The following is a 16573-nucleotide window of genomic DNA, read 5'->3' on the forward strand; positions in this document are numbered from 1 at the left end:
ATCCAAAAAGTCTGCAACTCTTTGGGATCACGCCTTAGTCGGCGCGGCGCACGTAAGTGATTTCGTTGGTATCGACGATGATGCGCTCGCCCGAGCCGATGAACGGCGGCACCAGCACGCGGATGCCGTTTTCGAGTATCGCCGGCTTGTAGGACGAGGCTGCCGTCTGGCCCCTCACCACCGGGTCGGCCTCGGTGATGGTCAGCGTCACCTGGTCGGGCAGCGAAATACCGATCGGCCTTTCGTCATAGAGCTGGACCGTCACCATCATGCCGTCCTGCAGGAAGGCGGCGCGATCGCCGACGAACTCCTTTTGCAATTCGAGCTGCTCGTAGCTTTCGGTGTCCATGAACACCAGCGCGTCGCCCTGCTCGTAGAGGAAAGAAAAATCCTTCAGATCGAGCCGGATCTGCTCGACCGTCTCGGCCGAACGGAAGCGCTCGTTGAGCTTGGTGCCGTTGATCAGGTTCTTGAGTTCGACCTGGTTGTAGGCGCCGCCCTTGCCGGGCTTGACGGTGTTGGTCCTGACCGCCACCCAAAGGCCGCCATCGTGCTCGATGACGTTGCCGGGACGGATTTCGTTGCCATTGATCTTGGCCATGGTGAGGTGATCCGGAAATGAGATGATCGCCGCAAAGGGCAATTTGGCGCCTCCAAGACCACAAATCGCCAGCAGAGGCAAGGAGCGCCTTCCGATGAAGCGGGAACGAAGCTGGCCCGGCAGCGCGGCGTGGCGGCCTCAGTCCGTCCTGACAGTCGCGGTGACGGCCTCGGTCACTGCGTCGGCGACCTCTCTCAAAAGATGCAGGTGCGGCGAACGCAGGACGACAATTCGCAGCGACAGCTCGAGGCCGGGAGCGTCGACCAGGGCAATGCCCTGCGGCAGCTTTTCCCGCAGCAGCCGCCTGGGCAGCAGGCCAAGGCCTTGGCCTCGACGAACCCAGTCGATCTGCAGCGCGCTGTCCTGAATCTCGGCGCCGACCATCAACCTGTGGCCGTCCTCGGCCAGGGCAGCCGCCAGCCGCCGGCGCGCGTCGCAGGGTTCAGGGCTGAGGACCCAGGGCGTGGTCTTGACGTCGGCTTGCCGGCTGGTGTTTTCGGCAGCGATGATGCCGAGGGGCTCGGTTCCGACAACGCCGTCTCCAGTTTTGGAATTGCTGCCGTCCAGGATGAAGGCGAGGTCGAGCTGTCCGCGCTTGTGCTGGTCGGCCAGCTCAAGACTCCAGCCGCTCTTCAGACGCAGCGAAACCTTCGGAAACCGCGCCACGGCATCAGCAATGGCGGCGGCCACGGCTTTGTCGCAAAGTCCATGCGCGAGGCCGAGCCGCAGCAGGCCCTCCGGCTCGTTGCCCTTGGCGAATGATCTCAGCGCGTCGACGGCGGCGAGAATGTCCTTGCCGCGTGCCAGCACTTCTACGCCGGCCGGGGTCAGTCGCGACGGCTTTAGCCGGCGGTCGAGCAATTCCGTGCCGAGCATCTCCTCCAGCCGCTGGATCTGGCGGGTGACGGCCGGCTGCGTCAACGGCAGGCGTTGCGCCACCTTCTGAATCGAACCCTCCTCGGCAAAGAGGGCCAGTGTTTTCAGTTCTTCAAGCACGACACACCCGAACATGTCATAGAAGCATAATTATGCTGAACATTATGAATTTGAAATCCGGTGGATGGCAAGCGATTTTCCTCTGGCAGGACCCAGCTGAAAAGGAACGACGATGAAAGCGATCGAATTGCAGAGCCCGGGCGGCCTCGAGAACCTCAGAATGGTCGAGCGGCCGATGCCTGAGCCAGGGCGCCAGGAGATGATTGTGAAGGTCAAGGCGACGGCGCTGAATTACCGCGATGCCGAGATCGTTCGCGGCAGCTATCACACGTAGTTTGCATTGCCGCTGGTGCCGCTGTCGGACGGCGTCGGCGAAGTCGTTGCCATCGGCGCCGAGGTCAGCCGGTTCAAGATCGGCGACCGGGTCTGCGGCACGTTCTGGCAGCGCTGGGTCGGCGGCAGTTTCGCGATGGCCGAGCCCTCCTATCAACGCGGCGGCCCGATCGACGGGCTGCTCAGCGAATTTGCCCGGCTCGACGAACAGGCGGCGGTGCTGGCGCCGGCCAATCTGAGCGACCCCGAAGCGGCGACGCTGCCATGCGCCGGTGTGACGGCATGGCACGCGCTGTTTACGGAGGGCAGCGTCAAACCCGGCGACACCGTGCTTTGCCTCGGCACCGGCGGCGTTTCGCTGTTTGCGGTGCAGTTCGCCGCCGCTGCCGGCGCGCGCGTCATCGTGACGTCGAGCAGCGATGAGAAGCTTGCGCGGGCGAGGCAACTTGGCGCGCAGGATGGCGTGAACTATCGCAGCGTCCCCGACTGGGCATCGGCCGTGCTGGGATTGACGGATGGCCGCGGCGCCGACCATATCATCGAGGTTGGCGGACCGCAGAGTTTTGCACAATCGCTGAGGGCAGCGGCGCGCGGCGCCCAGATCAACGTCATCGGCTATCTCGGCGGCAGTGACGGCGCCATCAACCCGCTCGACATCTTCCGCCGGCAGGTCAGGGCGCGAGGCATACCGGTCGGCTCACGCGAATCCTTCGAGGCGATGAACCGCGCCATTGTCGTCAACCGGTTGAGACCGGTGATCGACCGGGTCGTGCCATGGAGCCGGGCCGCCGAAGCCTTTCGGTACCTTGAACACGGCTCGCCCTTCGGCAAGGTCGTGCTCGATCATACGCAATGAGCCCGCCTGACGAGCCCGGTGCGATGAGTCTCGAGACCGCGGTCAGGGCAGGCGGTTGGCCCGTTGCAGCGCCTGCTGCGTCTGGTCGTCGGTCAGGCCCTGCAGGAAATCGTCCATCTCTTGGTCGATGAGCCCGGCGCGGCGGGCGACAACATACCAGGCGCCAGCGAGGATCAGATCCGGGTCGGTGCCGATGCCGTTCATGTAGAGCTTGGCGAGACGGTTCTGGGCGGCGACATTGCCGCCCTCGGCGGCCTGCTTCATCCAGTTGAAGCCGGATTTCAGGTCGCGGGCGCCGCCGCGCCCCTCGATCATCCAGGTTGCGAGATCGATCTGTGCCGTGTCGTAGTTCTGCCGCGCGGCCTGTGCCAGCAGGCTGCGGGCGCGGACATCGTCGCGCGGCTTGCCGCCGGCGCCATTGGCGTAGACCTGTGCCATCGCATATTGTGCGTCGGCAAGCCCGGTCGCGGCAGCGCGCTCGTAATAGGATACGGCTTTGGCAATACCAGCATCGCCGGGCTCTTGTTCGACCATCAGCTGCGCAAAATTGAACTGCGCCAGGCGGTTGCCGGCCTCGGCGGCGGCCTGCATCAGCGCATAGGCCTCCTTCTCGTCCTTTTTGACGTAGCGGCCGTCGAGCAGCATCAGCGCATACTGGAATTGCGATTCCGGGACGCCCTGCTCGGCGGCAAGCGCATACCACTTCGCCGCCCCTGCCGCGTCGACCGGCACGCCGAGGCCGCGCGACAATATCTCGGCCACCAGCGTCTGTGCCGCCGGATCGCCGTTTTGAGCGCGCGAAAGCGCAAGGTTGTAGGCCGTCTTGTAGAGTCCGCGCTGAAAGGCGCCATAGGCAGCGTCGGACGGCTTTGCGCCGAAGCGGTCGGGGTTGATGGTATCGGCCGACGGCAACGGGGTGGTGGTGGCGGGCTGCGGCAATTGTGCGGCGATCGGCTTGTCGGCAGGTTCGCTGGAATCCGGCCTGGGCTGCGGCAGCGGAACGGGTTCCGCCGCTATCGCCTGCGTCACGGCCGTTGCAAGAAAGGCGCTGAAAAGGATTTTCCGCGAGAGCACGTCAGTCCTCGAAGCGCGGCGCGGTTTCGTCGAGCAGCGCGTTGGCGGCGGCGACCGCCATCTTCGGATCGACGTCGTCGGCGAAGACGGCGCTGGACAGCGCCACGAATTCAGCGCCGGTGGCGGCGACCGCTTCCACCGAGGCAAGATCGGATCCGGCCATGACGATGCAGGGGATCTGGATGACGTCCGCCCACCATTGCCCGAGCGACAGGTTGCGCGGGTGCGGCTCAGGCTTGTTGTCGTAGCCGAAACGGCCGAAGAAAATGTAATCAGGCCTGACTTCGCCGAGTTCCAGCGCATCGTCGCGGGTCTTGGCGCCGCCGGTGCCGACCATCATCCTGGCCTGGAAGTGTTGGATCGTTTCGGCGAGCTCGTCCTTGCCGACCTCGACATGAATGCCGTCGGCCTGGACGCGGCCGGCGATGCGGGTGTCGCCGGCAATGATGACGGCAATGCCGGCCGCTTGCGCCACCGGCACGATCTGTTCGGCAAAGGCTTGGAAAGAGGCCTCGTCCATACCGTTTTCCGGCAGGATAAGCGAGGCGACGTCACCGCCGTCGAAGGCCGCGGCGATGCGCTCGGCCGGCACGTTCGGCGGCGCGATCAGCACGATACGGCAGCGGTTGGGCGGCGTTGCGTCATTCATTGGTGTTCGATCCCGGTTATCGCCTATGCCGGGCGAAGATGGTTGCATTGCGGCATAGAGCAAAGTGCGGGGATTGAACAGGCGGCAGGGGGATCACGATTGCCGTCAACGATTCCATAGGGCTCGGCGCATGACTGCCGTTGGCCGAAATTCTCCTCGCCTGGTCGCCTGCGGCCCTACGCAGGCACCTTCGATTTCCACAGCGACCAGCCGAGATTCATGCCGGCCGCGGCGACCAGGATGGCGGCGGCGCCGACGATCTGCGCCGGATGCAGCCGATGGCCGAAGGCGACCACATCGACGAGGATGGCGACGACGGGATAGATGAAGGACAGCGATCCCTGCAGATGCGTCGGCAGCTTCTGGATGGCGCCGTACATGAGGATGTACATCAGGCCGGTATGGACGATGCCGAGCGTCGCCAGCATGACCCAGCTCCGCGCATCGGCGGGAAGGTGGGTGAGATTGGCGAAGGGTGCCAGCATGAGAACGCCGACGCAGACCTGGATCAGGGCGATCAGGTGCGGCGGCGTGCCTTTGAGCTTCTTGGTGACGATAGCCGCAACGGCCCAGAAGAAAGCCGCGGCCAGCGCCATCGCAATGCCGGTAAAGTAATCCGTACCATGATCGCCTGCATCGGGCGCGGCCTGCACGATCAGCAGCATGCCGGCGAAGGCGATGCCGAGCCAGGTCAGCTTGGTCACCGTCAGCCGTTCGGAGAAGAAGAGCGCGCCAAAACCCACCAGCATGAAGGGCTGCGTGTTGTAAACGGCCGTGGCGATCGAGATCGACGCGCGGGAAAACGCGCTGAACAGCAACAGCCAGTTGATAACGATGGCAGCACCGCCGAGAGCCGCGATCGCGACGATGCGAAGCGACAGCCTGCCACGCAGCAGTCCCAGCGCCGCGCAGATGATCAGCAGCGTTACCGCCCCGAAAGCACAGCGCCAGAACACCACGTCCATGATAGGTTGGCCGGAAAGGACGACGAACCAGCCGATCGTGCCGAGGATCGCCATCGCCGCCGTCATTTCGATCGTGCCGCGTACCGTGTTGTCCATGGATGCTCCTGAAACCCGTTGAGATTTTATAATCCCACAGCGGATCGGGTCTTTCTATGACTTCTAGCTGGTGATATGCAGGACGAACCTCATTAAATTAGGTAGACATCGGCTTTTTCTTGGAATTGTAAAATGCTGGACGAACTCGACAGAAAGCTCCTCGATATCCTGGTCAAGGATTCACGGACCTCGCTGAAGGAACTGGCGCTGCAGGTCGGGTTGTCGTCGCCAAGCGTTTCGGAGCGGCTTCGGCGGCTAGAGGATCGCGGCGTCATCCGCGCGTTCACCATCGACATCGATCCGCAGGCGCTCGGCTACGCCTTGCAGGCGATCGTTCGCATCCGGCCATTGCCGGGCAAGCTGCACATCGTCCAGAAGCTGATCGAGGAAATCCCGGAATTCGGCGAATGCGACAAGGTGACGGGCGATGACTGCTTCGTTGCCCGGCTGTTCGTCCGCTCGATCGGCGAGCTCGACGGGATTCTCGATCGCATCGCCGACAAGGCCGAAACCAGCACCGCCATCATCAAGGCGCAGCCGATCCGGAGACGCCCGCCGCCGCTCGACATGCCAAACATGTGACGGGTTTCGGTGGCGTGGCCCACATATTTGCGGTCGCGGTCTGGCCATTTCTGGTCTATTCCAGAGTTCAACTTTCCCTCCAGCGTCCCTTCCCCATGTCAGGCCTGCTCGTCGATCCCTGGTTCTATGCCGCGGCCATTCCGGCCGTCATCCTCGTCGGCCTGTCGAAAGGCGGCTTCGGCGGCGCCGTCGGCTTTGTCGGCGTGCCGTTGATGGCGCTGACCATGCCGCCGGTTCAGGCTGCCGCAATTCTTCTGCCAATTCTGTGCCTGATGGACATTGTCTCGGTATGGACGTGGTGGGGCATCTTCGACCGCAAGATGCTGGCCGACATGATGCCGGGCGCCGTGATCGGCATCGCCCTTGGCTGGCTGACGGCGGCACTTGTAACCGAAGAGATGGTGCGGCTGATCGTCGGCGCGGTTGCCCTGATCTTCGTGCTGCGCTGGCTCTATTTGCAACTCCGCCACGGTGCCGGCCACGCGGCGGAGCCCAACCGCGTCGCCGCCGGCTTCTGGGGTACTGTTGCCGGGTTCACCAGCTTCGTCGCCCATGTCGGCGGCCCGCCTTTTCAGGTCTATGCGCTGCCGATCAGGCTCGATCCGAAGGTGCTGTCGGGCACCGCGGCGATCTTTTTCGCCGTCACCAATGCGCTGAAGCTCATCCCCTATTTCGCGCTCGGCCAGTTCGACACCACCAATTTGACCGCATCGGCGGTGCTGATGCCGCTGGCGCCGCTGTCGACCATCGCCGGCGCCTGGCTGGTGCGGCGGATGCGGCCGGAGCTGTTCTATCCCTTCACCTATGCGACCGTGGCGGTCGTCGCGGTCAAGCTTCTGTGGGACGGCATCGCCGGCCTCCTGTAAGACGGCGGCCCCATTCGGCCGCCGCCGGATTCCTTACACCTCAGGCGGCACTCGGCAGCAGCTGCCGCGTCCTGCCAAGCGCCAGGGCAATGCCGGTTGCGAGTACGAGCGCCATGCAGCCCAGAATGGTGATGTCGTGCAGCGTCGGCTTCAGCACCATGTCCGCGATGATCACCAGCATCACCGAATAGTCGAAGCGCGCGGCGCTGAGGACGCGCTGGCCCTGGGCAAGCACCGCCGGCGTCACACCCTCCTTGGCGATCATGCCTGCCATGCGGTCGGCAGTCGGCTTGAAGATGAACATGCCGATGCAGAAGGTCGTCGCATAACCGGCAAGGCCGATCAGCACCCACAGATCGGAAAAGCCGACCCAGAAGCCGCACATGATGAGGCCGAAAAGCAATGTCAGCATCGACATCGGCGCGAAGAACCGGTTGCCGAGCTCGCCGGTGGCGCGCATCGCCTGCAGCATGCCTTCGACGTTCCCGGCGCGGTCGGCGCGTACCGCGAGCAGCATCAGCGTGAAGCCGCCGCCGACCCAGAGGATCGCCGAGACGATATGCAGAAATTTAACGGCCGAGTACCAGTCCATTATTCGCTCCTTGAGAGATTTGATGATTTGCCGGAGCGCAAGGTTTGCTCCGCCTCGTTGCGAGGAGCGGGCGTTTACCGCGGCGCCTGTTTCGGAACGATGTCGCGCGGCGAGCGTATCTGTTTCGATATGTCGGTCACGATCTGGAGGAAACATGGCGCAAGCGCGTCGCCCCGACTTTCCAGCCGGTAGTGGGAACGGGTGCCGTGGCCAGTCAGCTGTGCTGTTACGGCACAGATGCTGGGCGTTTGATCGAAAAATATGCCCTGCGTTAAGGCTTCGTTAAGCTTTACAGGCGTTTACTATGTCCATCCAGTGATCTGGATTCTTACCGAGTGGTTGGAGCCACTTTGTTTGACGCCTCCCTGTTAAACTCCTGAGAGCCGCCTTATCCGCGGCTCTTTTTTTTTCCGCCGGCATGGGCGTCCTTCCGGCTAAATGCGTCCGTTAACCGTTTGTTAAACATGTGCTTGCCTTCGCTGGCAGCGAAGCGCATTTTCAAGCTTCAGTCGTTTAGGCTGCCGGATATGGCGGCCAAGAGCCGAATCGGCCGGCTGTCAGGCAAGTGCAGGGGCGTAGCGATGAACGAGCCTTCGAAGGCGAGCGCGAAAACCATCAAGCTGGCGGAGCGCCGGGTTTTCTCCCAATCCTTCAAGCCGCTCTATCAGGAAGGCATGGGCCTGGTCGAGCAGGCGGCCGAATATCTCGACGGCAAGGGCCGCGCCGAGGCCAAGAAGCTGTCGAGGCTGGCGGCGACGCTTTATGCGGCCGAATCGATGCGGCTGACCACCAGGCTGATGCAGGTCGCCTCGTGGCTGCTTTTGCAGCGGGCGGCGAATTCCGGCGAGATGACCCGCGATCAGGTGGCCTCAGAAAAATCCAAGGTGCGTCTCGATACTGCCTCGGCGCATGACGAGGCGCCCGGCTGGGCCGAGCTGCCGAAGGATTTCATCGACCTCGTCAACCGTTCGCTGCGGCTGCAGGCGTTGGTGCGCCGGATGGACGAGGAGATCTATGGCGGCCTTGCCGAGGTGCCGCCGTCGAGCCGTCGCCTCAATCCGGTCTCCGACCAGATCACGCTGCTCAACACGGCTTTCGCCCGCGGCTGAGAGACCGTTTCATAATTCTACTCCGGCGGCCATCTAGACTAACCGCGAAGGGATGGGCTCGCGATCATCAGGCGGGGAGAATCACGCAGCAGCAGGCGCGATCCGACCTCCACGATAGACCTGATCGCTGGGAGCAGCTCCTGCCCCAATGACGTCAGCTCATACTCCACGGTCGGCGGCGATGTCGGCATCACGTGGCGTGCGAGGACGCCACGCTCCTCGAGATCGCGCAACCTGCCGGTCAGCACCTTCGCCGAAATGGCTGGGATATCGCGGCGCAATTCGGAGAACCGGCGCGGGCCGTCGCTCAAGGACCAGAGCACCTCGGGTGTCCAGCACCCGCCAAGCAGCGCCATGCACCTCGACATGGGGCAGCCGGGAAGCGCCTTCACCTTCGTTCGCATCCTGAGGACCATCGCGCATCTTCCATGAGAGTTTCCAGTTGGTTACCGGAAAATGATGGTAACTACAAGATACGTGGTTTCCGCGGGTAACGAGAGCCGCTATCTGAGGCTCTCAATCCATCCAACCACGAAATGGACAGAACGATGTACGCAATAACTGGAGCAACAGGACAGCTTGGCCGTCTCGTGATCGACGCACTGCTGAAGACAGTTCCGGCCAGCCGGATCGTTGCGGCGGTTCGTGATCCGGCAAAGGCCAGCGATCTTGTCCAACGCGGCGTAGTCGTGCGGGAGGCGGACTATGATCGTCCCGACACGCTCCCGATGGCGCTGGCCGGCGTCGATAGACTGCTGCTGATTTCCTCGACCGAAGTCAGCGGCCGCTTGCCGCAGCATCGGTCAGTGATCAAGGCCGCCCAACGGGTGGGGGTTTCGCTGATCGCTTACACAAGCATGCTGCATGCGGACACGTCTCCCGCGAGGCTCGCGGTCGAACATCGGCAGACGGAGGAGGTCATCGCGGCCTCCGGCCTACGCGCCGTCATCCTGCGCAACGGCTGGTACACCGAGAACCATCTGATGGCGCTCCCGGCGGCTCTGGAGCACGGCGCCTTCATCGGCGCCGCAAATGAGGGGCGCTTCTCGTCCGCGGCGCGGCAGGATTATGCCGAGGCCGCGGCCGTGGTGCTGACGAGCGAGGATCAAGCAGGGAGGACTTACGAGCTCGCCGCGGACCAAGCCTTCACGCTCGCCGAGCTTGCGGCGAAGGTCTCGCGGCAATCGGGCAAGGCGATCGCCTACAACGATCTTGCCGGGGCGGCCTATGAGGGCGTGTTGACAGGCGCCGGGCTGCCCGCCGATCTCGCCGCTATCCTGGCCGATGCCGACATTGCAGCCTCACGCGGAGCGTTGTTCGATGACGGCGGCGCCATGAGCCGGCTGATCGGTCGACCGACAACGCCACTGGAGAGCGTCGTTGCGGCAGCATTGCGCGGTTGAAACCGAGATGGCTGTCACATCCGCCAAAGGATCAGAGGACCGTCTGTCGCTCGCGCCAACAGTTATTCAAACGACTAGACTAGCGCAGCCTTCTGCGCTTCCGGTGCTCGCGTACTTATGTACGCTCCGCTCCGGTTCTCGAAAACCACGCTATCTGTCTCGCCAGAGCGAATTCTCAAAGATTCTCTAGACCAGACTCGGTTGCTGTTTCTGGTTTGTTTCACATTTCGCTGGCATCGCTGTCCCCCGAAGGTAGACTTGACGGATGGGGGAAGCGATTCGCATCATCGGCATCGATCCGGGGCTGAGGCGCACCGGCTGGGGCATCGTCGAGAGCCTCGGCAATTCGCTGCGCTTCGTCGCTTGCGGCACGGTGCGGTCCGACGACAAGGCCGCCCTGGCGGTGCGTCTTTGCCAGTTGTATGACGGGCTCGCCGAGGTCCTGCATGCCGCGATGCCGCAGGAGGCGGCGGTCGAGCAAACTTTCGTCAACAAGGACGCCGCAGCGACGCTGAAACTCGGCCAGGCACGCGGCATCGCCATGCTGGTGCCGGCGCGTGCCGGCCTTGTCGTAGCCGAATATGCGCCAAACGCCGTCAAAAAGGCGGTGATCGGCGTCGGCCATGGCGACAAGAAGCAGATCCACATGATGGTCAAGGTGCTGATGCCGAAGGCGACTTTCGACAGCGATGACGCCGCCGACGCGCTGGCCATCGCCATCTGTCACGCGCATCACCGGCAGAGCATCGCCTACAGGATGGCGGCGCTGGCCGGATAAGTATGTTCTTGACTTGTTCTCCATGGGCAATAAGTAATACCAACGAGGTATTACCATGCGCGTTACCACCAAGGGCCAAGTGACCATCCCGAAGGAAATACGGGATCATCTGGGTATCGGCCCGGGCTCGGAGGTGGAGTTCGTCCCCACCGAGGACGGGGCTCGTGTTATTGCGGTCGACGAAAACATGTCGGAGGAGGAAGCCTCGCGCAGATTCAGCCAGATGCTCGGCCGTATGGCCGGTACGCTGGATCTGGGAGGCATGACGGCGAACGAATATATGGAATGGCTGAGGGGCCCACGTGAAGATCTCGACATTGATTGACACAAATGTCCTGATCGACGTTTGGGGTCCTGCCGGACGGGAGACGAAATGGTCGGCATCCGCGATTACCGCATGCCGGCGCGACGGCGCACTCGTAATCAATGCAATCGTCTGGTCCGAGCTCGCGCCGTTGATTGCGACCGAACAGGCCCTTCGCCAAGCAGTCGACATGCTCAAGATGGATCGCGAATTCCTGCCGTGGGAGGCAGCCTTCCTCGCTGGTGTCACGCATTCCCGCTATCGCCGCGCCGGCGGCATTGGCGAACGAACGCTGCCGGATTTCTTTATCGGCGCCCATGCGGTTGTCGCCGGGCATCGGCTGCTGACGCGCGATGCCGCGCGCTATCGCAGCTACTTCCCGGACCTCGATATCATCTCTCCGGAAACCCACCCGGCATGATCGGCACGCTCAAATGATCGGCAAGCTAAAAGGCACGCTGGACGAGATCGACGAGGATTTCTGCATCGTCGACGTACATGGCGTCGGCTACGTTGCCTATTGCTCGGCGCGCACGCTGGCGGCATTGCCGCCGCCCGGCGAGGCGGTGGTGCTGTTCATCGAGACCTATGTGCGCGAGGACATGCTGCGGCTCTATGGGTTCCAGTCGGTGCTGGAGCGCGAATGGTTCCGGCTGTTGATGAACAATGTGCAAGGCGTCGGCGCCAAGGTGGCGCTGGCCATCCTGTCGACGCTGGCGCCGGCCGACCTCGCCAATGCGATTGCGCTGCGCGATATCGCCATGGTCAGCCGTGCTCCCGGCGTCGGCAAGAAGGTCGCCGAGCGCATCGTCACCGAATTGAGGAACAAGGCGCCGGCCTATGCGGGCACTGCCTCCGGCACCATCGGCCTGAAGCAGGAGCTCGGCGAGGGCGTCGCCTCGGCGCCGATCACCGACGCCGTCTCGGCGCTGGTCAATCTCGGCTATTCGCGCGACACCGCGGCCAATGCGGTGGCGGCAGCGCTGAAGACGGCAGGCGAGGAGGCGGACGCCTCGAAGCTGATCCGCTTCGGGCTGAAGGAGCTGGCACGGTGAGACGTTGCTTGTCCGGTCCCTTGCCATATGCAAGGAAGGCGGCATGAGCCTTTCGCCACGCCTCATTGCTCCCGACAGACGCGGCGAGGACGCCGAGCAGACCTTGCGGCCGCAGACGCTTGGCGACTTCGTCGGCCAGGCGGCGGTGCGGGCCAATCTCAAAGTGTTCATCGAGGCCGCCAAGGGGCGCAGCGAAGCGCTCGACCATGTGCTGTTCGTCGGCCCGCCCGGCCTCGGCAAGACGACGCTGGCGCAGATCATGGCGCGCGAGCTTGGCGTCAATTTCCGCTCGACCTCGGGTCCGGTCATCGCCAAGGCCGGCGATCTCGCGGCGCTGCTCACCAACCTCGAAGACCGCGACGTGCTGTTCATCGACGAGATCCACCGGCTCAACCCGGCGGTCGAGGAAATCCTCTATCCGGCGATGGAGGATTTCCAGCTCGACCTGATCATCGGCGAGGGGCCGGCGGCGCGCTCGGTCAAGATCGACCTTGCCCGCTTCACGCTTGTCGCCGCCACCACCCGGCTCGGCCTGTTGACCAACCCGCTGCGCGACCGGTTCGGCATTCCGGTGCGGCTCAATTTCTACTCGGTCGAGGAACTCGAGCAGATCGTGCGGCGCGGCGCCCGCATCCTTGCCATGCCGCTCGGCGACGACGGTGCTTTGGAGATCGCCCGGAGGGCGCGCGGCACGCCGCGCATCGCCGGCCGGCTGTTGCGCCGGGTGCGCGACTTCGCCAGCGTTGCCGGCGACGGCCATGTCGACCGCAAGATCGCCGACGAGGCGCTGACGCGGCTGGAGGTCGACGGGCTCGGCCTCGACGCGCTCGACCGCCGTTATCTGTCGATGATCGCCCGGAATTTCGGCGGCGGGCCGGTCGGCATCGAGACCATCGCGGCCGGGCTTTCCGAGCCACGCGATGCCATCGAGGACATCATCGAACCCTTTCTGATCCAGCAAGGCTTCATCATGCGTACCCCGCGCGGCCGCGTGCTGGCGGCCAATGCCTGGCGGCACCTCGGCCTCGACGCGCCAAAGGACCTGGCGCAGCAGCAGATCAGCCTGTTCCAGGAAGAACCCTAGGTTCCGCTGCTTATGGCTTCGGTGCTGGCAGTCCCCGGCCCAGCCCTCCAGGTCTTGATCATCGCCGGTCTATGCGCAAAACAGGTGTTGCTTGAAACAGGGCCTGTCGGGCCAAAAGGACAGCGCAATGGACGATCACGGTGAATCGGCATTGTCCGCCGGACTTTCCGGCGCGCTGACGGAATTCGGCCATCGACTGATGGCGCGGGTCTATTATGCCGACACCGATTTTTCCGGCGTCGTCTACCACGCGCGCTATCTCGAATTCTTCGAGCGCGGCCGGTCCGACTATCTGCGGCTGGCTGGCGTCCACCACACCGAGCTTGCCGACGGCAAGCATGGCGAGAAAATAGTCTGGGTGGTGCGGCGCATGGAGATCGACTTCCGCGGTTCGGCCCGCATGGATGACATCCTGACCATCGATACGCGCACCGACGAGATTTCCGGCGCGCGCATCGTCATGGCGCAGCAATTGAAGCGCGGCAGCGAAGTGCTGGTCGAGGCGCGGGTCGAAGCGGCGATCGTCGGCGAGAATGGACGGCCGCGGCGCTTTCCCAAGGATTGGGTGGCAGCCTTCATGCCCGGAACGCGCAAATAAGAGTTCAGAGGCGGAAGATCCGGAGCTCCCGGTCGAGGCGAGGATCGCCGGGCTGGTCGTCGGGGCGCGGCAATGCGCCGCGCTGTACGTCCTAACCCATCCTTAACCATAACGGTCCATGAAGGGATTGGTTAAGATTGGAAGAATCCAAGCGCCTTCCTTTCACCAATATTTGCCCCGAAAAGGCCGCCAACGGTGCATTTGGGGTTATTCCGCAAGCTTAACGCGAACGGACCACAAGGGATGCCCATGGGCCAGCCGCCAGCCACGCCCCGAAAATCTTTAAGGACGTAACATGGAAAACATCGCTCTCGCCGAACCGGGCGCGCATTTATCGATTTGGGCCTTGTTCATGCAGGCCGGTTGGGTGGTCAAGCTGGTCATGATCGGGCTGCTTGGTGCCTCGATCTGGACCTGGGCGATCATCGTCGACAAGCTCGTCGCCTATGCCCGCATGCGGCTGGCGCTCAACCGCTTCGAACAGGTGTTCTGGTCGGGGCAGTCGCTGGAAGAGCTTTACCGCACGCTCGCCGACCGCAAGACGACCGGCATGAGCGCGATCTTCGTCGCCGCCATGCGCGAATGGAAGAAGAGCTTCGAGAAGGGCGCAAAATCGCCGCTCGGCCTGCAGACCCGCATCGACAAGGCTATGGATCTGGCGCTGACCCGCGAGATGGAAAAGCTGGAAGGGCGGCTCGGCTTCCTCGCCACCACCGGCTCGGCGGCGCCCTTCATCGGCCTGTTCGGCACCGTGATCGGCATCATGACCTCGTTCCAGGCGATCGCCGCTTCGAAGAACACCAGCCTGTCGGTGGTCGCGCCCGGCATCGCCGAAGCGCTGCTGGCGACGGCCATCGGCCTGCTCGCCGCCATCCCCGCCGTCATCGCCTACAACAAGCTGTCGTCCGACGCGAGCAAGATCGCGGTGCGCATGGAAGGGTTCGCGGATGAGTTCTCCGCCATACTCTCGCGCCAAATCGATGAAAAAGTCGCGCAGAAGGCCTGAGGAACGATCATGGGAATGTCCGTAAGCGCAGGTGGCGGAGGACGCGGCGGGCGCGGCCACAGGCGGCGCGGCCGCCATCACGCCTTGATATCGGAGATCAACGTCACGCCGATGGTCGACGTGATGCTGGTGCTGCTGATCATCTTCATGGTCGCGGCGCCGTTGCTGACGGTCGGTGTGCCGATCGACCTGCCGGATACCCAGGCCAAAGCGATGAACGCCGATACGCAGCCTATAACCGTGTCCATCAACTCGGCCGGTCAGATCTACCTCCAGGAAACCGAGATCCCGATCGAGGAGCTGGTGGCAAAGCTGCAGGCGATCTCGAAGACCGGCTATGACGAGCGCATTTTCATCAGGGGTGACAAGTCCACCGACTATGGCACTGCCATGAAGGTGATGGCCCGCATCTCGGCTGCTGGCTACAAGAATATCGGCCTGGTTTCACTGCAGGAACAGGATCAGTAGACGCAAGATGAGGACCGGCCTCACCACATCGGTGATCTTGCATACGGTGGCGATCGCCTTCGGGCTGTTCACGTTGTCCTCGCCGCCTGCGATGCCTGCGTCCGATGCGGAATCGGTGTCGGTCGAGATCGTGCCGATGGAAGCGACGGCACAGGTCCTGCAAGGCGACAAGAAGGCTGTAATGCACGACAAGCCGGCGCCGGTACCGACGCAGCGTCCCGACATCGTTCCCGATGCCCAGAAAGTCGGCGATAACAGCGTCGACACCGACAAGCCGCCGACACCGGAGTCCAAGCCCCAGCCAGTCGACATGACGGCGGCTCCGCCACCCGCGCCGACGCCGGTCGAAAAGCCCAAGCCCGAGGACGTGCCGAAGCCGAAGGAAGAGCCGAAGCCTATTCCTGCTACGGAGGTGGCGCCGGTGCCGCAGCCGAAGGAAGAGGTCAAGCCCGAACCTGTCAAGCAGACCGAGCCCAAGCCGACGCCGGCCAAGGAGCCGACGCCCACGCCGCCGCAGGACAAGACTGCCGCGATCGATCCGCAGCCCGAGGTCAAGCCGGATGCCGTCGCCGAGGCGATTGCCAAGCAACCGCCAACCGAGGAGGCGCAGCTTCCCGACTCGGCGCCGGCACCCGAGGCTCGGCCAAAGCCGCAGCCGGCCCAGGCCGAGAGCGCGAAGGCACCGGAGCGCAAGGACGCCGACAAGCCGGTCAAGGAAGCCTCATCCAGGCCGAAATCGGACGACAAGCAATTCAACGCCGACGAGATTTCGGCTCTGCTCGACAAGCGGAAGCCGTCCGGCGGCGGCGCCAAGCGCTCGACCCAGCAGGCATCGCTCGGCGGCGAGAAGGATCAGGGCCAGAAGCTTTCGAAATCGGAGCAGGGGGCATTGGAGGCCCAGCTTGGTGGTTGCTGGACGCTTCCGGCAGGGCTCGAGGGTTCGGAGAATTTCGTCGTCGTGGTCCGGTTTAATCTGGACGCCTCCGGCAAGCTGGATGGCCGGCCGAGCGTTGAAAAGTCGAGCGGAAACCGCCCGTTTGACGAAAGTGCAGTGCGCGCGGTTCAGAAATGCGATGTGGCCGGCTTGCAGGTTCCGGCGGGCAAGCAAGACATCTGGTCCGACGTTCGGGTCACTTTTGACCCCAGGGAGATGCTCGGTCTTTAGGCCTGGCGCTCACAGAATCAGCGAAAGAAGCGAGAAGACATGAAATCCATCCT

General features: G+C 63.6%; 22 protein-coding genes. 15 read left to right on the forward strand and 7 right to left on the reverse strand.

Annotation, left to right across the window (positions count from 1 at the left end):
- Positions 1-34: 34 nt before the first annotated feature.
- Together efp and NKI41_RS13070 are read right to left on the reverse strand one after the other, a co-directional pair.
- Complete coding sequence (efp, locus tag NKI41_RS13065; RefSeq protein ID WP_023678016.1) at positions 35-601, reverse strand: elongation factor P; 567 nt, start codon at positions 599-601, stop codon at positions 35-37.
- 138 nt (positions 602-739) lie between these two features.
- Positions 740-1597: a LysR family transcriptional regulator gene (locus NKI41_RS13070; RefSeq protein ID WP_352683352.1), complete on the reverse strand. Its 858-nt coding sequence runs from the start codon at positions 1595-1597 to the stop codon at positions 740-742.
- A 112-nt stretch (positions 1598-1709) separates the two neighbouring features.
- Between NKI41_RS13070 and NKI41_RS13075 the strand changes: the two genes are divergently transcribed.
- Together NKI41_RS13075 and NKI41_RS13080 are read left to right on the forward strand one after the other, a co-directional pair.
- Positions 1710-1871 (forward strand): hypothetical protein, encoded by a 162-nt coding sequence (locus tag NKI41_RS13075; protein WP_352683354.1) that lies wholly within the window; start codon positions 1710-1712, stop codon positions 1869-1871.
- A gap of 15 nt (positions 1872-1886) precedes the next feature.
- On the forward strand, positions 1887-2726 hold the full coding sequence (locus NKI41_RS13080; protein WP_352683433.1) for a zinc-dependent alcohol dehydrogenase family protein: 840 nt from the start codon (positions 1887-1889) through the stop codon (positions 2724-2726).
- Between the two features lie 42 nt (positions 2727-2768).
- Here the strand turns inward: NKI41_RS13080 and NKI41_RS13085 are convergent, their stop codons facing one another.
- From NKI41_RS13085 to NKI41_RS13095, 3 genes are all read right to left on the reverse strand, one after another.
- On the reverse strand, positions 2769-3800 hold the full coding sequence (locus tag NKI41_RS13085) for a tetratricopeptide repeat protein (protein WP_352683356.1): 1032 nt from the start codon (positions 3798-3800) through the stop codon (positions 2769-2771).
- Position 3801: 1 nt separating this feature from the next.
- Complete coding sequence (locus tag NKI41_RS13090; RefSeq protein WP_352683358.1) at positions 3802-4449, reverse strand: thiamine phosphate synthase; 648 nt, start codon at positions 4447-4449, stop codon at positions 3802-3804.
- A 176-nt stretch (positions 4450-4625) separates the two neighbouring features.
- Positions 4626-5510, reverse strand: a complete 885-nt coding sequence (locus tag NKI41_RS13095) for a DMT family transporter (protein ID WP_352540309.1) — start codon at positions 5508-5510, stop codon at positions 4626-4628.
- A gap of 132 nt (positions 5511-5642) precedes the next feature.
- On the opposite strand from NKI41_RS13095, the gene NKI41_RS13100 reads away from it, so the two are divergent.
- Both NKI41_RS13100 and NKI41_RS13105 read left to right on the forward strand, forming a co-directional pair.
- Positions 5643-6092: an Lrp/AsnC family transcriptional regulator gene (locus tag NKI41_RS13100; protein WP_023678010.1), complete on the forward strand. Its 450-nt coding sequence runs from the start codon at positions 5643-5645 to the stop codon at positions 6090-6092.
- 95 nt (positions 6093-6187) lie between these two features.
- Positions 6188-6958 carry a sulfite exporter TauE/SafE family protein gene (locus NKI41_RS13105; RefSeq protein ID WP_352450835.1) on the forward strand — a complete coding sequence of 257 codons (771 nt, stop codon included), beginning with the start codon at positions 6188-6190 and terminating at the stop codon, positions 6956-6958.
- Positions 6959-6998: 40 nt separating this feature from the next.
- Here NKI41_RS13105 and NKI41_RS13110 read toward each other — a convergent pair whose 3' ends face one another.
- A complete protein-coding gene (locus NKI41_RS13110; RefSeq protein ID WP_023678008.1) occupies positions 6999-7550 on the reverse strand; it encodes a DUF2269 family protein in 552 nt (183 codons plus the stop codon).
- A 581-nt stretch (positions 7551-8131) separates the two neighbouring features.
- Here NKI41_RS13110 and rcdA point away from each other — a divergent pair.
- A complete protein-coding gene (rcdA, locus tag NKI41_RS13115) occupies positions 8132-8659 on the forward strand; it encodes a protease adaptor protein RcdA (protein WP_352450833.1) in 528 nt (175 codons plus the stop codon).
- Between the two features lie 38 nt (positions 8660-8697).
- Here rcdA and NKI41_RS13120 read toward each other — a convergent pair whose 3' ends face one another.
- Positions 8698-9015 (reverse strand): winged helix-turn-helix transcriptional regulator, encoded by a 318-nt coding sequence (locus tag NKI41_RS13120; RefSeq protein WP_245274745.1) that lies wholly within the window; start codon positions 9013-9015, stop codon positions 8698-8700.
- A 192-nt stretch (positions 9016-9207) separates the two neighbouring features.
- Here NKI41_RS13120 and NKI41_RS13125 point away from each other — a divergent pair, with 192 nt between their 5' ends.
- From NKI41_RS13125 to tolA, 10 genes are all read left to right on the forward strand, one after another.
- Positions 9208-10062, forward strand: coding sequence for an SDR family oxidoreductase (locus NKI41_RS13125; RefSeq protein ID WP_352540306.1), 855 nt, complete (start codon positions 9208-9210; stop codon positions 10060-10062).
- 265 nt (positions 10063-10327) lie between these two features.
- Positions 10328-10840, forward strand: a complete 513-nt coding sequence (gene ruvC / locus NKI41_RS13130) for a crossover junction endodeoxyribonuclease RuvC (protein ID WP_352540305.1) — start codon at positions 10328-10330, stop codon at positions 10838-10840.
- 55 nt (positions 10841-10895) lie between these two features.
- A complete protein-coding gene (locus tag NKI41_RS13135) occupies positions 10896-11165 on the forward strand; it encodes an AbrB/MazE/SpoVT family DNA-binding domain-containing protein (protein WP_352471202.1) in 270 nt (89 codons plus the stop codon).
- Positions 11143-11565: a type II toxin-antitoxin system VapC family toxin gene (locus NKI41_RS13140; protein WP_352471201.1), complete on the forward strand. Its 423-nt coding sequence runs from the start codon at positions 11143-11145 to the stop codon at positions 11563-11565. The genes NKI41_RS13135 and NKI41_RS13140 overlap by 23 nt, the downstream gene beginning before the upstream one ends.
- A gap of 13 nt (positions 11566-11578) precedes the next feature.
- The gene (gene ruvA / locus NKI41_RS13145) at positions 11579-12199 is read left to right on the forward strand and encodes a Holliday junction branch migration protein RuvA (protein WP_352540304.1); all 621 of its coding nucleotides are present in this window, start codon (positions 11579-11581) and stop codon (positions 12197-12199) included.
- A gap of 43 nt (positions 12200-12242) precedes the next feature.
- On the forward strand, positions 12243-13283 hold the full coding sequence (gene ruvB, locus NKI41_RS13150; protein ID WP_352454896.1) for a Holliday junction branch migration DNA helicase RuvB: 1041 nt from the start codon (positions 12243-12245) through the stop codon (positions 13281-13283).
- Between the two features lie 127 nt (positions 13284-13410).
- Positions 13411-13881 carry a tol-pal system-associated acyl-CoA thioesterase gene (ybgC, locus tag NKI41_RS13155; RefSeq protein ID WP_352540302.1) on the forward strand — a complete coding sequence of 157 codons (471 nt, stop codon included), beginning with the start codon at positions 13411-13413 and terminating at the stop codon, positions 13879-13881.
- A gap of 295 nt (positions 13882-14176) precedes the next feature.
- Positions 14177-14887 carry a protein TolQ gene (tolQ, locus tag NKI41_RS13160; RefSeq protein ID WP_023677997.1) on the forward strand — a complete coding sequence of 237 codons (711 nt, stop codon included), beginning with the start codon at positions 14177-14179 and terminating at the stop codon, positions 14885-14887.
- A 9-nt stretch (positions 14888-14896) separates the two neighbouring features.
- Positions 14897-15355, forward strand: coding sequence for a protein TolR (gene tolR / locus NKI41_RS13165; RefSeq protein ID WP_352522864.1), 459 nt, complete (start codon positions 14897-14899; stop codon positions 15353-15355).
- Between the two features lie 7 nt (positions 15356-15362).
- The gene (gene tolA / locus NKI41_RS13170; RefSeq protein ID WP_352613388.1) at positions 15363-16520 is read left to right on the forward strand and encodes a cell envelope integrity protein TolA; all 1158 of its coding nucleotides are present in this window, start codon (positions 15363-15365) and stop codon (positions 16518-16520) included.
- Positions 16521-16573 lie beyond the last annotated feature (53 nt).

Origin of the sequence: Mesorhizobium sp. M0601 (assembly GCF_040320845.1) — a bacterium.
GTDB lineage: Bacteria > Pseudomonadota > Alphaproteobacteria > Rhizobiales > Rhizobiaceae > Mesorhizobium.

Excerpts from the sequence above, each read along its gene's own strand:
- ruvB (WP_352454896.1), top strand. The coding sequence starts at position 12,243 with ATGAGCCTTTCGCCACGCCTCATTGCTCCCGACAGACGCGGCGAGGAC.
- NKI41_RS13105 (WP_352450835.1), top strand. The coding sequence starts at position 6,188 with ATGTCAGGCCTGCTCGTCGATCCCTGGTTCTATGCCGCGGCCATTCCG.
- efp (WP_023678016.1), bottom strand. The coding sequence starts at position 601 with ATGGCCAAGATCAATGGCAACGAAATCCGTCCCGGCAACGTCATCGAG.
- NKI41_RS13095 (WP_352540309.1), bottom strand. The coding sequence starts at position 5,510 with ATGGACAACACGGTACGCGGCACGATCGAAATGACGGCGGCGATGGCG.
- NKI41_RS13075 (WP_352683354.1), top strand. The coding sequence starts at position 1,710 with ATGAAAGCGATCGAATTGCAGAGCCCGGGCGGCCTCGAGAACCTCAGA.
- ruvC (WP_352540305.1), top strand. The coding sequence starts at position 10,328 with ATGGGGGAAGCGATTCGCATCATCGGCATCGATCCGGGGCTGAGGCGC.
- ruvA (WP_352540304.1), top strand. The coding sequence starts at position 11,579 with ATGATCGGCAAGCTAAAAGGCACGCTGGACGAGATCGACGAGGATTTC.
- NKI41_RS13135 (WP_352471202.1), top strand. The coding sequence starts at position 10,896 with ATGCGCGTTACCACCAAGGGCCAAGTGACCATCCCGAAGGAAATACGG.
- NKI41_RS13090 (WP_352683358.1), bottom strand. The coding sequence starts at position 4,449 with ATGAATGACGCAACGCCGCCCAACCGCTGCCGTATCGTGCTGATCGCG.
- tolR (WP_352522864.1), top strand. The coding sequence starts at position 14,897 with ATGGGAATGTCCGTAAGCGCAGGTGGCGGAGGACGCGGCGGGCGCGGC.
- tolQ (WP_023677997.1), top strand. The coding sequence starts at position 14,177 with ATGGAAAACATCGCTCTCGCCGAACCGGGCGCGCATTTATCGATTTGG.
- ybgC (WP_352540302.1), top strand. The coding sequence starts at position 13,411 with ATGGACGATCACGGTGAATCGGCATTGTCCGCCGGACTTTCCGGCGCG.
- NKI41_RS13100 (WP_023678010.1), top strand. The coding sequence starts at position 5,643 with ATGCTGGACGAACTCGACAGAAAGCTCCTCGATATCCTGGTCAAGGAT.
- NKI41_RS13120 (WP_245274745.1), bottom strand. The coding sequence starts at position 9,015 with ATGGCGCTGCTTGGCGGGTGCTGGACACCCGAGGTGCTCTGGTCCTTG.
- NKI41_RS13110 (WP_023678008.1), bottom strand. The coding sequence starts at position 7,550 with ATGGACTGGTACTCGGCCGTTAAATTTCTGCATATCGTCTCGGCGATC.
- rcdA (WP_352450833.1), top strand. The coding sequence starts at position 8,132 with ATGAACGAGCCTTCGAAGGCGAGCGCGAAAACCATCAAGCTGGCGGAG.
- NKI41_RS13125 (WP_352540306.1), top strand. The coding sequence starts at position 9,208 with ATGTACGCAATAACTGGAGCAACAGGACAGCTTGGCCGTCTCGTGATC.
- tolA (WP_352613388.1), top strand. The coding sequence starts at position 15,363 with ATGAGGACCGGCCTCACCACATCGGTGATCTTGCATACGGTGGCGATC.